This is a genomic window from Allorhizobium pseudoryzae (assembly GCF_011046245.1).
Taxonomy (GTDB): Bacteria; Pseudomonadota; Alphaproteobacteria; order Rhizobiales; family Rhizobiaceae; genus Neorhizobium; species Neorhizobium pseudoryzae.
On the sequence record NZ_CP049241.1, the window covers coordinates 1,009,650 to 1,024,252 of the forward strand.

Consider the following 14,603-nt stretch of genomic DNA (forward strand, 5'->3'; position numbering starts at 1 on the left):
TGCAGCCGGAACCCTTTCGGGAGCCGTTACCTCCATGGCAAAAGCTGACTATTACGAAACGCTGGGTGTCGGCAGATCAGCTGACGAGAAGGAGCTGAAAAGTGCCTTCCGCAAGCTTGCGATGAAGTTCCACCCGGACAAGAATCCGGGCGACGCGGAAGCGGAGAAGAAGTTCAAGGAGCTCAACGAGGCCTACGAGACCTTGAAGGATCCCCAGAAGCGCGCAGCTTATGACCGCTTCGGCCATGCGGCCTTCGAGCAGGGCGGCATGGGTGGTGGCGGCTTCGGCGGCGGCCAGGGTGGCTTCGGCGGCGCAGGTGGCTTCTCCGATATCTTCGAAGACATTTTTGGCGAGATGATGGGTGGCGGCCGTGCCCGCCGGTCTTCCGGCGGCCGTGAACGGGGCGCCGATCTTCGCTACAACATGGAAATCTCGCTGGAGGAAGCCTATAGCGGCAAGACCGCGCAGATCCGCGTGCCGACGGCGGTCACCTGCGACGTCTGCTCCGGTTCCGGCGCCAAGCCCGGCACGCAGCCGAAGACCTGCGGCACCTGCCAAGGCTCCGGCCGGGTTCGCGCCAGCCAGGGCTTCTTCTCGGTGGAGCGGACCTGTCCGACCTGCCACGGCCGCGGACAGATCATCCCCGACCCCTGCACGAAGTGCCACGGCCAGGGCCGTGTGACGGAAGAGCGCTCGCTCTCGGTCAACATTCCGTCGGGCATCGAGGACGGCACGCGCATTCGCCTGCAGGGCGAAGGCGAAGCCGGCGCACGCGGCGGTCCGTCGGGTGACCTCTACATCTTCCTGTCGGTCAAACCGCACCAGTTCTTCCAGCGCGACGGGGCCGACCTCTATTGCACCGTGCCGATCTCCATGACGACGGCAGCCCTCGGCGGCACCTTCGATGTGGCGACACTCGACGGGACGAAATCGCGCGTGACGGTGCCGGAGGGCACGCAACCCGGCAAGCAGTTCCGCCTGAAGGGCAAGGGCATGCCGGTTCTGCGCTCGTCGCAGACGGGTGATCTCTACATCCAGATCCAGATCGAGACGCCGCAGAAGCTGACCAAGCGCCAGCGCGAACTGCTGCAGGAATTCGAGGAAATCTCCTCCAAGGAGAACAATCCGGAATCCACCGGCTTCTTTGCCCGGATGAAGGAATTCTTCGAAGGCTAAGGCCTCTGCGAACATCATCCAGTGATCATGTCAGACGCCGGCTCAGCCGGCGTTTGCTTTTTTGGGTTGCTTTAACCGGAAAAACCGCCAGCCTGCAGATAGGCCTGCTCCTCCGGCGTCGTCTCGCGCAGGAGGATGGCATTGCGGTGCGGAAAGCGACCGAAACGCTGAATGATATCGCGGTGCTCGATCGCGAACCGCATCGTCTTCTCGTCCAGCGGCTCACAGAGACGGCAGCAGAGTTCCTGGTCTGCCAGCACTTCCGAATGCATGAAGGGCAGGTAGAAGAAGACCTTCAGCGTGTCCTCGACGCTCCCGTCCCATTGTTTTTCCAGAGCCTGACGGGCGTAATGCAGCGCCAGCGGATCGGTCGCATACATATGCGCCGTGCCGCGAAAGCAGTTGCGAGGAAACTGGTCGAGCAGCAGGATCAGCGCAAGCGTACTCTCCGCGCAGTCCAGCCAAGGGACCAGTTCCTGCCTTGCTGCGGCAAAATGCAGATCGCGAAACCGGTCGTGAAAGGATGCGTCAAACTCGGCATCCTTGTCGAACCATTTCTCCGGTCCCGCCCGTTTCCAGAAGGACAGGACTTCGTCTGCGGCGTCATGATGTTGCGTCATCGTCGGGCTCAATAATGCGGAGGCTTGGTGATGGCGGGGGCCTCCAGCGACGCCTCCTCCAGCGAAAGGAACCGTTCGGCCAGGCGATCGAGCTTCAGGCGCGTCTGGTCCAGTACCTTCCACTGCTCGGCAATCTGTTCCGAGAGTTCTTCGATGGTCTTGGCCTGATAGGCCACGGTTTCTTCGAGCGTGATGATGCGGTCGAGATCGGATGTCGATTTTTCGGTCATGGTCTCTCTCCTATCTGAGTGGCCAAGTGCTGAAAAGATCGGATGCACTGCCTATCAGAGAAGATCCTTCTTCCGCTTGTAGGGCATCAGCATCACGGCGGAGGCCGTGACCGCGCCCGCGAAGGTGAAGGAGAGCGGCGTCGCCAGGATGAAGATCACCAGCCAGGGAGTGCGGGACCTTGCAATGCGGGTGCCGAGATCGGCGAAATCGAACCAGATCATCGACAGCGCGATGGTAAGGCCCAGAAGAAAGCCGAAGATCGCGTTCATCGCCAGAAACCGCAGCATGGACCGGTGATCGGCCCGTGCTTCCTCCGGTGTCAGTTCCTCATGCCTGCTCATTTCCGCCTCCCGGAACAGGTGAACTGTCGCGAAGTCTAACATAACAATCTGTTCCCGGTTCCATGGAAAATTTTGCTCGCGTGCAAGGCCGGATGGCAGCGCGCGCCATGCTCTTCCGGCTTGCCATGTCCACGGCAAGAGGCTAGCTGCATGTGTTCAAAACCGCTCAAGGCGCCATGGCTGAGAAGACCTTCCTCACACGGCTGAAGCTTGCCGACTTCCGCAATTATGCGGAGGTTTCGCTTGGCTTTGACGCGCGCCATGTGGTGCTGACCGGCGATAACGGGTCCGGCAAGACCAATCTGCTGGAGGCGGTCTCCTTCCTGTCGCCCGGACGGGGCCTGCGCCGCGCCGTTCTCTCCGATGTCACCCGGGTCGGCGCCACCGGCGGTTTCTCCGTTTTTGCCGAACTCGTCGGCCGCGAGGGCGAGGTCGCGATCGGTACCGGCATCGAAGCCGGCGAAGAGAGCACGAGCCGCAGGCTGCGGCTGAACGGCACGCCGGCGAAATCCGTCGAGGAACTGACCGATCATCTGAACGTGCTCTGGCTGACGCCCTCCATGGACGGGCTGTTTACCGGCGGCGCTTCGGACCGGCGGCGTTTTCTAGATCGTCTGGTCCTTTCCCTCGATCCGGCACATGGGCGCCGCGCCGCCGATTACGAACGCGCCATGCGTGGCCGCAACCGGCTGCTTTCGGAAGGCCGGTTCGACCCCGCCTGGCTCTCCGGCATTGAGGTGCAGATGGCCGAGCTCGGCATTGCCATGGCTGCCGCCCGCCGCGAGATGCTGGGGCTTCTGACGGCCCTCATCGCCCGCAGCAGCGAATCACCCTTCCCCTCGCCGCAGCTCTCTCTCTCCGGTTTCCTGGATGACGAGGCGGAGCGCCCGTTTGCCGAGTTGGAGGACGTCTTCCGCGAGACGCTGCGGGAGACCCGGCACCGCGATGCGGCTGCGGGACGCACGCTGACGGGCCCGCACCGGGTCGATCTTCTGGTGCGCCATCGGGACAAGGACATCGAAGCGGAGCGCTGCTCGACCGGCGAACAGAAGGCGCTGCTTGTCGGCCTCGTTCTCGCCCATGCGCGCCTCACCGCCGACATGACCGGGTATGCGCCTGTCCTGCTGCTCGACGAGATTGCCGCGCATCTGGACGAAGGGCGTCGTGCGGCCCTGTTCGATCTCGTCGATGGTCTTGGTGGGCAGGCCTTCATGACCGGCACGGATCGTGCCATGTTCGCGGCACTTGGCGAGCGGGCGCAATTCTTCACCGTCAGCCAGGGCCGCGTCCTGACCTGATTTTCAACACATAGGCATCAAACCCGGACCTCTCATGGAAACGCTGACCCCTGACGAAATCGAACGCTACAAGCGGCACATCCTGCTTCCCGAAGTGGGCGGCGAAGGGCAGCAGCGGCTGAAGGCCGCCCGCGTGCTGGTGATCGGGGCCGGCGGGCTAGGTGCACCCGTGTTGCAATATCTGGCGGCGGCCGGCGTCGGCACGCTCGGCATTGCCGATGACGACCGTGTGTCGCTTTCCAACCTGCAACGGCAGGTGATCCATGACAGCGGAACGCTGAACGACCTGAAGACGGAAAGCGCTGCCCAGGCCATCGTTCGACTCAACCCGCATGTGCGGGTGGTGCGGTTCGAGGAGCGTTTCGACGCAAGCTTTGCCGCAAGCCACCTGAAGCGGTTCGACCTGCTGATCGACGGATCCGACAATTTCGACACGCGCTATGCGGCGGCCGATGCGGCGGAAGCGGCGGAAATTCCGCTGGTCACCGGTGCCGTCGGGCGCTTCGATGGAACGGTGACGGTGCTGGCTCCCTACGAGACGGATGAGGAAGGCGTTCTGAACCCGACCTACCGCGATCTCTTCCCGATCAAGCCGCCGCAGGGGCTGCTACCGAACTGCGCCGAGGCCGGCGTGATCGGGGCACTCACCGGCGTCATCGGCACGCTGATGGCGATGGAGGCGATCAAGGTGATCACCGGGATCGGCGAGCCGCTAGTGGGACGCCTGCTCAGTTATGATTCGCTCGGCGCCAGCTTCAACACCATCCGCTACCGCCGCCGCCAGAGGGCGTGAGACAATGATCGAGATTTCCCGCATCGATGAGACCCGGTTCGACGACTGGGATGGGCTTCTGGGGCTGATCATGTCGGCATTTGCCTATATGGATGGTGTGATCGACCCGCCCTCCTCCGCCCATCGGCTGACGCCCGCCTCGCTGAAGGAAAAGGCCGCCGCGGAAATCGGCTATGTCGCGACCGAAGGCGGGCGCCTGCTGGGCTGCATCTTCTGCCGACCGGAGCCGAACGGCCTCTATATCGGCAAGCTTGCCGTGTCGCCGGATGCGCAGGGCAAGGGCATCGGTCTTCTGCTGCTGCAGACCGCCGAGCGGGAGGCCCATGCACGTACTCTGCCACTGCTGCGGCTGGAGACCCGGATCGAACTCACCGGAAATCACCAGCGATTCGCAGCCTGGGGTTTTGTCCGCACGGCTGAAAGGTCGCATCCCGGTTATGATCGCGTCACCTTCATCGAGATGCAGAAGCCACTATTTCGCTGAAGCGACGACAGTGCGCGATGTCAAACGTCGTCATCGGCTGAAGATCACCTTTGTCCTGGCGACGGGCAGCAGATATTTCGTCACCCAGGCGGTGTTCACGAGCCGGCCATCCGGCTCCAGCACCATCTTGTCGTAGAAGCGCACCTTGTTGGGTTTCGCCGGAGTGCCGAGGTTTACCAGGTAGTTGAACCGCGCCACCTTGCCGTCGATCACCACGTCCGTCGTGCCGATCACGTCCTCCCGCGTGCCGGTATAACGGCCGGGGCCGGTCTTGGTGAACCGCCAGGTCTTGGTATCCTTCTCACCGTCGGAGAACTTGAAATCCTCGCGAAGGACAAGGGTCTTGCCATCCCAGCGTCCGGTGAGATCCACACTGAAGGACCGCTTCACACCGTTGATGGCGCTGAACTCGCCCGTCGCCTTGGTCTTTCCCATGAAATACTGTTCAAGTGCCAAATCAGCCGCTTCCGCGGTCTGCGTTACCGTCGCCATCGTCAGCCCCATCGTCAGCCAGAATAGACCCTGTTTCATGTCCGGCCTCCTTCCTTCTGGTGGGAGTTACGCGACACGGGGGCAACTGGATTGGAGGCGACGGTCAAGCCGGTGTGATCGGCTGCACATTGCCGATCACCGATGAGGACAAGAGGCGCTCAGAGACGGCTCGGCAGGACACGGTTCGGCGGCCGGTGCCCGTCGAAGAAGGTGCGGATGTTGATGATCACCTTGTCGCCCATGTCGATACGACCCTCGACGGTGGCCGATCCCATATGCGGCAGAAGGACGGCCTTGCCTTCCTTGGCGAGCTTCAGGAGCTTCGGATTGATCATCGGCTCGTTGCTGAACACATCGAGACCGGCGCCGGCAATCTTGCCATCCTTCAGCAACTGGATCAGGGCCGCCTCATCGATGATGTCACCGCGGGCGGTGTTGACGATGATGCCATGCGGCTGCATCAGGGCCAGCCGGCGCGCCGACAGAAGATGGAAGGTTGCCGGTGTCGAGGGGCAGTTCACCGAGACGATATCGACGCGGGCCAGCATCTGGTCGAGGCTATCCCAGTAGGTTGCCTCCAACTCCTCTTCGGTCGCCGGGTTGACGCGCTTGCGGTTGTGGTAATGGATCGACAGGCCAAAGGCCTTGGCCCTGCGGGCAACCGCCGTGCCGATGCGCCCCATGCCGACGATGCCGATCCGTTTGCCGCCGATCCGGTGTCCCAGCATCCAGGTGGGCGACCAGCCGGCCCAGTTGCCGGGGTCTTCCGTCAGAACCCGCGAGCCTTCGATCAGCCGGCGCATGACGGCGAAGATCAGCACCATGGTCATGTCGGCCGTGTCTTCGGTCAGCACGTTCGGCGTGTTGGTGACGGTGATGCCCTTCTTTGCCGCCGCATCCACATCGATGTGATCGACACCGTTCGAAAAGCTGGCGATCAGCTTCAACTGCGGGCCGGCAGCCGCGATCAGGTCTGCATCGATGCGGTCTGTGACGGTCGGAACGAGAACATCGGCGTGTCGGACTGCTTCTTTCAGCTCATCTTGAGACCGCGGCGTGTCATCAATGTTCAATGTCGCGTCAAACAGCTCCCGCATTCGGGTTTCAACCGCATCCGGCAGCTTTCGGGTGATGTAGACCTTGGGCTTCTTCCTGGCGGTCATGGGCGTCCTTCAAAGCTCGTTCAGAACTCGTTAACCAAGATCGGCGACATTCGGCGGATCAGGCGTTTTCTACCAGACCCGTCGGCGAAGACAAACAAAACCTCGTTGTGCCGGGTTCGCGCCGCCCTGTCGGACGTGCGCTGGACGCGCGTCCGCATTTGAAGATCTCGATGAGAAACCACATGCGTCGTTCCCTGCGTCTTACCTGTGTTGCAACTTTTCTGGCCTTTACGGCAACCTCCATGGGGGCCGTGACGGAACATGCGCCTGTTCACGCACAAGGGACGTCCAAGGGGGCGAGCGGGCTTCCCCTGCCGCGCTTCGTCAGCCTGAAGTCGCGGCGAGTGAACATCCGCATCGGCCCCAGTACGGATTACGCGGTCTCCTGGATGTACATGAAGGAAGGCCTCCCCATGGAGATCATCCAGGAATACGAGAACTGGCGGCGTGTGCGCGATGCGGACGGAACCGAAGGCTGGGTCAACCAGGCGCTTCTTTCGGGCGAACGAACCGCCGTTGCCGCCCCGTGGATGAAGGGCAAGGGCAAGGACATCTTCGTCAACCTGCGGCGCGAGGCGCAGAACAGCGCGACCGTGCTGGCCAAACTTGAGCCCGGCGTGATCATGCGCATCAAGGAATGCAATGGCACATGGTGCCGGGCTGAAACCGGCTCCATGGAGGGTTGGGTCAGCCAGGGCGAGATCTGGGGCGCCTATCCGGGCGAGGCCTTCAAATAAGGCCTGCCTCGACGGCGGCATCCTTCAGCGACAGCATCGGCCGCGGCCCGATCTGCTGGATGACGATTCCGGCCGCCAGGCAGCCCAGCTTGCCGCACTCTTCCAGGGACTTGCCCTTGGTGTAGCCGTAAAGGAAACCGGAGGCGAAGAGATCACCCGCACCGGTCGTATCGACGAGACGGTCGATGGCGATGGCATCGACCTTCACCCGTTCGCTGCCGCGCACGATGATGGCACCTTCCTCACTCAGCGTCACCGCGGCAAGCTTGCAGTCGCCGGCGATCTTCTCGATCGCAAGATCGAAGTCTTCCGTTTCGTAGAGCGAGAGTGCTTCCTGCTTGTTGGCGAACACGATGTCCACCGTGCCGGAGCGCATCAGGTCGAGGAATTCGTCGCGATAACGGCCGACGCAGAAGGAGTCCGACAACGTCATCGAGGTTTCGCGCCCGTTTTCATGGGCAATGCGGGCGCATTCGCGGATCGCTTCCTTGGCACGCGGCGGATCCCAGAGATAGCCCTCGAAGTAGGTCACCTTCGAATCGGCCACCACCTGGGGCTCCACATGCTCCGGCCCAAGATCGACGCAGGCACCAAGAAAGGTGTTCATCGAGCGCTCGCCATCCGGCGTGATGAAGATCATCGAGCGGGCAGTCGGCGGAAAGGTGCCATCCGGCTTGGTTTCGTAATGCACGCCCTGGGCGCGGATGTCGTGCTGGAAGATCTTGCCGAGTTCATCCTGCGCGACCTTGCCGAAATAGGCGGCGCGTCCGCCAAAACTTGCAACGCCGGCTGCGGTATTGCCGGCACTGCCGCCGGAGGCCTCGTGGGCCGGGCCCATGAGCGAATAGAGAAGTTCGGCACGCTCGGCATCGATCAAGTTCATCGCGCCCTTGATGATCCCGTTCCGGCTCAGGAAATCATCCTCGCAGCGCGACAGAATATCCACGATCGCATTGCCAATGGTCAGAACGTCGAACTTGCTCATCGAGCCCATCATCTCCAGTTTGAAGCCTCCTTCCCTAATAAGGATTCAGCCTTTAAAGAAAAGGAAAATCGGTCTGCTTTTCCGCTTTGTCATCTCTTCGTCACAGAACCCGGCTAAAACATCCTCATCGGATCGCCCATCGACCACGGATGAACTGGAGATGGGCGGGTCCGGTGCCAAGCGGCCGACACGGGCCGCTTTTTTCGTTGTCGTGATGGATGACGGTTTGTACCCTTCCGCCTTATCCGCTACATCGAAGGCTTCTGCTTCGTGAAAGCCTTCCACGCGTGTCTTCCGTCTTCCTCAACGTTGCCCCGATCTTTCTTCTCATCCTCATGGGATGGATTGCCGCCCGGACCGGGCTGTTGCGCGAGCAGACGGGGGATGGGCTGGCGGAATTCGTCTTCAAGGTCGCACTTCCGGCGCTGATTTTCCGGACGCTGGCAGAGGCGCATTTCCAGGGGGCCTCGCCGTTTCGGCTGTGGATCGCCTATTTCGCCGGCGTGGCGGTGACCTGGACCGTCGGCCATCTGATGGCACGCCACCTCTTCGGTCGCGATGCCAAGATCGGCGTGATTGCCGGCATGTCATCCGCTTTTGCCAACAATGTCTTCATCGGCCTGCCGCTGGTCGGGCGATCGGTGGGCGACGACGGTATCGTCGCGATTTCGATCCTGCTTGCCATCCATCTGCCCTTCATGATGGTGGTCGGAACGATCCTGATGGAACATGCCAGCGCCAAGGTGGACGGCAAGGAAAAGCGCGGCCTGCTGTCGGTCGTTCGACAGGTGGGCGCAAACCTCGTTCGCAATCCGCTCGTCATCGCGCTGACGCTCGGCCTCGGTTACAACCTGACGGGTTTCGGCGCGCTGCCGGCCGTGGTGAAAAGCGTCGTGGACCAGATCGCCAGCGTGACGGCGGGTGCGGCGCTCATTTCGCTCGGCATGACGCTGCGCAAGTATCCGGTAAAGGGCAATCTCGGCCTTGCGACGGTGATGGCGCTTCTGAAGCTGATCCTGCTTCCGGCGAGCGTCTTCGCGTTTGCCCAGGTCCTCGGACTTTCCAAGGCCTGGACCTCCGCCATGGTGCTGACGGCCTCGGTGCCGACGGGGATCAATGCCTGGATCCTTGCCGTCCGCTTCCAATCCGGCGGAAGCCTGGCCGCCTCCGTCATCAGCATCACGACGATTTTCGGCATCGTCAGCGTCAGCTTCTGGGCCTGGGTCCTCGCCTGAGCGCCTTTTCCGCTTTCTGCGACCTGCCGGCATGAAAAAAGCCCGGCGCGAGACCGGGCTTTTTGGCAGTTTTCTTGAAAGCGCAGTGCTTAGTTGGTCGCCGGTGCGGCAGGTGCGTTCGGATCCGGCAGGGGCGCGGGATTGTCGGACAGGGAGCGCAGATAAGCGATCAGGTTGGCCCGCTCGTCATCCTTTTTCACGCCCGCAAAGCCCATCGCCGTTCCCGGGATATAGGCCTTCGGTCCAGCCAGGAAGTGGTTCAGGTGCTCGAAGTCCCAGACCACCGTACCGCCCTTGGAGAAGTCCTTCATCGCCGCCGAATAGCTGAAGCCTTCATGGGTGGCGATCGGACGATTGACGAGATCCCAGAGATCCGGACCAACCTTGTTCGGTCCGCCCTTCTCCCCGGAATGACAGCTCTGACACTTCTTGAAGACCGTTGCACCGGCCGCCGCGTCGGCGGTTGCCAACAGCGTTGCGATCGGAACAGCAGCGGCCGCGGCCGCCTCTCCGGCGCCAGCGGCCGGCGCTTCTTCAGCAACGATCGCAAAGCCTGGCTTCTCCGGCGCTTCGGAATGGAACAGACCTTCCGAGGCGATCGAGACAGACATCATGACAAAAACGGTACTGAGCAAGGCCCCCACAGCCATGTTCGTATAGGCGTTCATCCGCTAAAAGCTCCTTCCCACCCGCAGGAATCGCGGGTGTCCCACCTTGAAATCCCTTGAAAGCTATGCCTTTTGCGACACTGGTGCAACCTGAATCAGTGCACGCCCCCTGAGACCTTTTGCCATCCTGGGGGATGCCAGGAAGACATTGATGCGCAATCCGGAATCCGACAAGACGCTCGTTCTGATCCCCGCCCGCCTGGCGTCCACCCGCTTGCCCGGCAAACCGCTTGCCGATATCGGCGGTGCGCCCATGATCGTGCAGGTTGCCAGACGCGCCAAGGAAGCCGATATCGGGCGGGTTCTGGTGGCGGTGGACGACCAGAGCGTCTTTGACGCCGTGCGCTCCGCAGGCTTCGACGTGGTGATGACGAGGGTCGATCACCAGTCGGGTTCCGACCGGATCCACCAGGCGCTTTTATCGGCCGATCCGGACGGACGCTTCGACTACATCATCAACGTGCAGGGCGATCTTCCGACGATCGAGCCGGAAACGATCTTGGCGTCGTTCCGACCCATGCAGGAGCCTTCCGTCGATATCGCCACGCTCGCGGTGGAAATCCATGACGAGGACGACAAGAAAAACCCGAACATCGTCAAGGTGATCGGTTCGCCTCTCTCGGCGGAGCGGCTGCGGGCGCTCTACTTTACCCGCGCCACCGCACCCTATGGCGAGGGTCCGCTCTACCATCATATCGGCCTTTACACCTACCGCCGGCGTGCCCTCGAACGCTTCGTCGCGCTGGGACCCTCCGTGCTGGAACTGCGCGAACGGCTCGAGCAGCTGCGCGCGCTGGAAGCCGGCATGCGCATCGACGCGGAGATCGTTGACTCCGTGCCGCTCGGCGTCGATACTCCGGCCGACCTCGACAAGGCGCGTGCGATCCTCGCCAGCCGTTCCCTCTGATGGACAATCCCATGGTTTCGAAGACCAATCGCATCGCCTTTCAGGGCGATTTCGGCGCCAACTCCGACATGGCCTGCCGGGACATGTTCCCGGAGATGGAGCCCCTGCCCTGCCCCACCTTTGAGGATGCCTTCACGGCGCTGGAAAGCGGCGAGGCGGATCTGGCGATGATCCCGATCGAGAACACGCTTGCCGGTCGCGTGGCGGACATCCACCACCTTCTGCCCGAATCACGGCTGCACATCATCGGCGAGTATTTCATGCCGATCCGCTTTCAGCTGATGGTTCTGCCGGGCGTTGCACGCGACGAGATCCGCACGGTCCACAGCCATATCCATGCGCTTGGCCAGTGCCGCAAGATCATCCGCTCGAACGGCTGGAAGGGGGTCGTGGCCGGGGATACCGCCGGTGCCGCCAAGCTGGTGGCCGAACGCGGTGACCGCTCGATGGCCGCCCTTGCCCCGCGGCTGGCGGCCGGTCTCTACGGGCTGGAGATCATGCAGGAGAATGTCGAGGATTCCGAAAGCAACGTCACCCGCTTCGTCGTGCTGTCGCGCGACGAGCACTGGGTGAAGCGCCAGAGCGATGCGGACCTGATCGTCACGACGTTTGTCTTCAACGTGCGCAACATCCCGGCTGCGCTGTACAAGGCGCTCGGTGGCTTTGCCACCAACGGCATCAACATGACGAAGCTGGAAAGCTACCAGATCGGCGGCAAGTTCGTTGCCACCCAGTTCTATGCCGATATCGAAGGCCATCCGGACGATGCGCCCGTACGCCGTGCCCTGGAGGAACTCCGGTTCTTCTCGGAAAAGGTGCGCATCCTCGGCACCTATCTCGGCCATCCGATGCGGCGCTCGCTGCACGACGTCTGAAACGCCTTCCTGTTCGCCGGGGATACATCCCCATGCACCGTTCCGATAGTGCTTGCCTGCGGTGAGATGCGCCCCCGCGCGTGATCCGGCATCGGCATAAGGAGTTCCCATGCTGCTCGGGATTCTTGCGGGCCTCACCACCTGCGCCCTCTGGGGCCTGACCTTCGTTGCCGCGCGGCTGGTGCACCCGTTCACGCTGTTCGACATCACCATCGCCCGTTACGCCATCTTCGGCCTCACCTGCGCGCTGACGATGCTGCATCCTCGGTTCCGGCTGCAGGGCGTCGGCGGTCAGCGGATCTTCATCGGCATGATGCTGGGGGTGATCGGGTATGTCGGATATTTTGTGCTGGCGTCGCAGGCCGTACTTCTGGCGGGAGCCGTCGTTCCGCCGCTGATCATCGGCATCATGCCGGTCATCCTCCCGGCGATTGCCAATCTGCTGGACAAATCGGTTGACTGGCGGCGGCTCGCCCTGCCGCTCCTGATGATCGCCGCCGGCATTGCCGTCGTGAACGTCGAATTGGTGGCGAAGCTCGATCTCGACGGCCAGCGGATGATGTTGGCCGGCGCCGGCTGTGCGGTGGCGGCGCTGCTGGTCTGGGTTCTTTATGGCATCATCAACGCCCGGATCATGCGCTCGGATACCCCGCCAAGCACGATCGACTGGACGAACCTGCATGGGCTCGGCGCGCTTGCCGGCTCGCTGGTGCTCGTCCCGATGGCCTCCGATACGTACGCCACGGCATCGACGGACATGCTCCTGCATTTTTTCGCCTGGGCGCTGGTGCTCGGCATGGCCGCCTCCTGGCTTGCCACCTGGTGCTGGAGCTTTGCCTCCAACCGTCTGCCGCTCACGCTGACGGCGCAACTGATCGTGGCGGAAACCGTATTCGGGCTGATCTTCGGACTGATGCTCGACCATCGGTGGCCGACCGCCTCCGAGGCGATCGGCGCAAGCCTGCAGATTGTTGGCGTCTCGCTTGCGGTCCACACGTTTACGCGCAAACCGAAAGCCGACTAACTACCGGCTCCATTCCACCCAGTCGCGCATCAGGCGATGGGCAATCGCGCCGCCCGGCGGTGCAAAGGGTCCCTCGCCCGCATGATCGGCCTCCAGCATGGCGGCCACCTCTTGGCGGCTGAACCAGCGGCAATCGGCGAGCTCCTGCTCGTCGCGGCGGATCTCTTGCGACAGAGCCTCCGCATAACAGCCGATCATCAGAGAATGCGGCATGGGCCAGGGCTGCGAGGCATGATAACGGACGCGTCCCGTCTCGATGCCGGATTCCTCCAGCGTCTCGCGACGTACGGCGTCCTCGATCGTTTCTCCGGGTTCCACGAAGCCCGCGAGCGTCGAATACATGCCGGGTGCGAAATGATGGCCACGGCCGAGGAGGACACGGTCGTTTTCCGCATCCACCGTCAGCATGATGACGACGGGGTCGGTCCGCGGAAACATCATATGCCCGCATGCGGGACAGCTGCGCTTGTAGCCGCCAAGCTGGCTGTCCGTCTTTGTGCCGCATTTGCCACAGAAGCGGTTGGCGGCGTTCCAGTGGGTGAGGCTCAGCGCCTGGGCCACCTCGCCCAGCGTTTCCTCATCCAGCAGTCCGTCCCGGAAGGCCGAGCGCGCATCGGTGATCTTGAACTGGCTTTCCAACTGCTCGATGGCTGCGCCAATGCTTACCGCAAGCCGCGGTTCGCCATTCTGCCGGTAGCCGAGCAGGATCAGCGTCTCCATGTCCGGATGAAGGCCGGCAAGTTCATGGCGGGCAAACAGAGCGTCCAGCACCTGGTCGTCATGCTTGAGAACCAGTTTGCCGCCGGCGAACACGAGGATATGCGAACCGTCATGTGCCACGGCCTGTTCCAGGCAATCCTCGGCACGATGTTCGGCGGCGCGATCCAGGCGATTGCCGGAAAAGGCGGTGAGCCGGCTGGCTTCGGGATGCGGCGCATCCGTTTTGAAAAGAGAAATGCTCATGGGGACATCGCTTCGTTCAGCGCCTTGAGAAAGGCCTGTTTTGCCGGATCGTCATAAGGAACAGCCGTGCCGAAACCCCAGATGGGTCCCGGCCAGTTCGGATCGCCTTCGCTGCGCGCCACCACATGCACGTGGAGCTGCGAGACGACGTTGCCCAGCGCGCCGACATTGATCTTCTTCGCGCCGGTCGCCGTTTTCAGCGCCTCGGCAATCATGTTCGTCTCGAAGGTCAGCATGGCCTGATCGAGGGGGGCAAGTTCGAAGATTTCCGTCTTGGCCGCCCGCTGCGGCACCAGCATCAGCCAGGGCCAGCGGCTGTCCTTCAACAGGCGCAGCTGGCAGAGCCCGAGCACGGTGACGAGGTCCGAATCCCGCTCCAGCCGGGCATCCAATTCAAATGCGCTCAAGGTGTCCTCCGCGTTTTTGTCTCTGCTAGCAGTTTTTTGTCGGCTTGGCTTGCATTTGCTGCGTGAAACGACGATATGTCCCCTCGGGAGGTTGGTGGTGGACGAGCCACTCGCCAACCGGGTCAGGTCCGGAAGGAAGCAGCCCTAACGAGCCCGGCACGGGTCGCCGTGCCAGCCTCCCACCTTCTAACTCTTTCATGGTC

Annotated in this window: 19 protein-coding genes and 1 other RNA gene; 10 read left to right on the forward strand and 10 right to left on the reverse strand. The window is 62.5% G+C overall.

What is annotated here, in order from left to right; all coding sequences use genetic code 11:
* Positions 1-34 precede the first annotated feature (34 nt).
* Positions 35-1,177, forward strand: a complete 1,143-nt coding sequence (gene dnaJ / locus G6N78_RS04995; protein WP_165216212.1) for a molecular chaperone DnaJ — start codon at positions 35-37, stop codon at positions 1,175-1,177.
* A 71-nt stretch (positions 1,178-1,248) separates the two neighbouring features.
* Here the strand turns inward: dnaJ and G6N78_RS05000 are convergent, their stop codons facing one another.
* Genes G6N78_RS05000 through G6N78_RS05010 form a run of 3 tightly spaced genes read right to left on the reverse strand, consistent with a single transcriptional unit; the run spans position 1,249 to position 2,369 of the window.
* On the reverse strand, positions 1,249-1,797 hold the full coding sequence (locus G6N78_RS05000; protein WP_165216214.1) for a DUF924 family protein: 549 nt from the start codon (positions 1,795-1,797) through the stop codon (positions 1,249-1,251).
* Positions 1,798-1,805: 8 nt separating this feature from the next.
* Positions 1,806-2,027: a SlyX family protein gene (locus tag G6N78_RS05005; RefSeq protein ID WP_165216215.1), complete on the reverse strand. Its 222-nt coding sequence runs from the start codon at positions 2,025-2,027 to the stop codon at positions 1,806-1,808.
* A gap of 54 nt (positions 2,028-2,081) precedes the next feature.
* A complete protein-coding gene (locus tag G6N78_RS05010) occupies positions 2,082-2,369 on the reverse strand; it encodes a hypothetical protein (protein WP_165216217.1) in 288 nt (95 codons plus the stop codon).
* A 176-nt stretch (positions 2,370-2,545) separates the two neighbouring features.
* Here G6N78_RS05010 and recF point away from each other — a divergent pair, with 176 nt between their 5' ends.
* From recF to G6N78_RS05025, 3 genes are read left to right on the forward strand one after another with little or no spacing between them, the layout of a single operon-like run.
* Positions 2,546-3,667, forward strand: a complete 1,122-nt coding sequence (gene recF, locus G6N78_RS05015; protein WP_165216218.1) for a DNA replication/repair protein RecF — start codon at positions 2,546-2,548, stop codon at positions 3,665-3,667.
* Between the two features lie 34 nt (positions 3,668-3,701).
* Positions 3,702-4,460 carry a molybdopterin-synthase adenylyltransferase MoeB gene (locus tag G6N78_RS05020; protein ID WP_165216220.1) on the forward strand — a complete coding sequence of 253 codons (759 nt, stop codon included), beginning with the start codon at positions 3,702-3,704 and terminating at the stop codon, positions 4,458-4,460.
* Between the two features lie 4 nt (positions 4,461-4,464).
* Positions 4,465-4,944 carry a GNAT family N-acetyltransferase gene (locus G6N78_RS05025; protein WP_165216221.1) on the forward strand — a complete coding sequence of 160 codons (480 nt, stop codon included), beginning with the start codon at positions 4,465-4,467 and terminating at the stop codon, positions 4,942-4,944.
* A 30-nt stretch (positions 4,945-4,974) separates the two neighbouring features.
* On the opposite strand, the gene G6N78_RS05030 is transcribed toward G6N78_RS05025, so the two are convergent.
* A complete protein-coding gene (locus G6N78_RS05030) occupies positions 4,975-5,475 on the reverse strand; it encodes a DUF3833 family protein (protein ID WP_165216223.1) in 501 nt (166 codons plus the stop codon).
* A gap of 119 nt (positions 5,476-5,594) precedes the next feature.
* Positions 5,595-6,599 carry a 2-hydroxyacid dehydrogenase gene (locus G6N78_RS05035; RefSeq protein WP_165216224.1) on the reverse strand — a complete coding sequence of 335 codons (1,005 nt, stop codon included), beginning with the start codon at positions 6,597-6,599 and terminating at the stop codon, positions 5,595-5,597.
* A gap of 242 nt (positions 6,600-6,841) precedes the next feature.
* Between G6N78_RS05035 and G6N78_RS05040 the strand changes: the two genes are divergently transcribed.
* Positions 6,842-7,336 (forward strand): SH3 domain-containing protein, encoded by a 495-nt coding sequence (locus tag G6N78_RS05040; RefSeq protein ID WP_370691510.1) that lies wholly within the window; start codon positions 6,842-6,844, stop codon positions 7,334-7,336.
* Here the strand turns inward: G6N78_RS05040 and G6N78_RS05045 are convergent.
* Positions 7,329-8,321 (reverse strand): adenosine kinase, encoded by a 993-nt coding sequence (locus G6N78_RS05045; RefSeq protein ID WP_165216227.1) that lies wholly within the window; start codon positions 8,319-8,321, stop codon positions 7,329-7,331. The two genes, G6N78_RS05040 and G6N78_RS05045, sit on opposite strands and share 8 nt — an antisense overlap.
* Before the next feature lie 45 nt (positions 8,322-8,366).
* Positions 8,367-8,606: a hypothetical protein gene (locus G6N78_RS05050; RefSeq protein ID WP_165216229.1), complete on the reverse strand. Its 240-nt coding sequence runs from the start codon at positions 8,604-8,606 to the stop codon at positions 8,367-8,369.
* Positions 8,607-8,608: 2 nt separating this feature from the next.
* On the opposite strand from G6N78_RS05050, the gene G6N78_RS05055 reads away from it, so the two are divergent.
* Positions 8,609-9,556 carry an AEC family transporter gene (locus tag G6N78_RS05055; RefSeq protein ID WP_165216230.1) on the forward strand — a complete coding sequence of 316 codons (948 nt, stop codon included), beginning with the start codon at positions 8,609-8,611 and terminating at the stop codon, positions 9,554-9,556.
* A gap of 89 nt (positions 9,557-9,645) precedes the next feature.
* On the opposite strand, the gene G6N78_RS05060 is transcribed toward G6N78_RS05055, so the two are convergent.
* Positions 9,646-10,224, reverse strand: coding sequence for a c-type cytochrome (locus G6N78_RS05060; RefSeq protein WP_165216232.1), 579 nt, complete (start codon positions 10,222-10,224; stop codon positions 9,646-9,648).
* Between the two features lie 151 nt (positions 10,225-10,375).
* On the opposite strand from G6N78_RS05060, the gene G6N78_RS05065 reads away from it, so the two are divergent.
* The 3 genes from G6N78_RS05065 (at position 10,376) to G6N78_RS05075 (ending at position 13,030) form a co-directional block, all read left to right on the forward strand.
* On the forward strand, positions 10,376-11,131 hold the full coding sequence (locus tag G6N78_RS05065; RefSeq protein ID WP_165216233.1) for a 3-deoxy-manno-octulosonate cytidylyltransferase: 756 nt from the start codon (positions 10,376-10,378) through the stop codon (positions 11,129-11,131).
* Positions 11,132-11,142: 11 nt separating this feature from the next.
* Positions 11,143-12,006: a prephenate dehydratase gene (locus G6N78_RS05070; protein WP_165216235.1), complete on the forward strand. Its 864-nt coding sequence runs from the start codon at positions 11,143-11,145 to the stop codon at positions 12,004-12,006.
* 109 nt (positions 12,007-12,115) lie between these two features.
* Positions 12,116-13,030: a DMT family transporter gene (locus G6N78_RS05075; RefSeq protein ID WP_165216236.1), complete on the forward strand. Its 915-nt coding sequence runs from the start codon at positions 12,116-12,118 to the stop codon at positions 13,028-13,030.
* On the opposite strand, the gene nudC is transcribed toward G6N78_RS05075, so the two are convergent.
* Together nudC and G6N78_RS05085 are read right to left on the reverse strand one after the other, a co-directional pair.
* The gene (gene nudC / locus G6N78_RS05080; RefSeq protein WP_165216238.1) at positions 13,031-13,993 is read right to left on the reverse strand and encodes an NAD(+) diphosphatase; all 963 of its coding nucleotides are present in this window, start codon (positions 13,991-13,993) and stop codon (positions 13,031-13,033) included. It abuts the gene before it with no gap.
* The gene (locus G6N78_RS05085; protein WP_165216240.1) at positions 13,990-14,400 is read right to left on the reverse strand and encodes an HIT family protein; all 411 of its coding nucleotides are present in this window, start codon (positions 14,398-14,400) and stop codon (positions 13,990-13,992) included. The genes nudC and G6N78_RS05085 overlap by 4 nt, the downstream gene beginning before the upstream one ends.
* Before the next feature lie 86 nt (positions 14,401-14,486).
* Between G6N78_RS05085 and ffs the strand changes: the two genes are divergently transcribed.
* Positions 14,487-14,583: signal recognition particle sRNA small type (gene ffs / locus G6N78_RS05090), an RNA gene on the forward strand.
* Positions 14,584-14,603 lie beyond the last annotated feature (20 nt).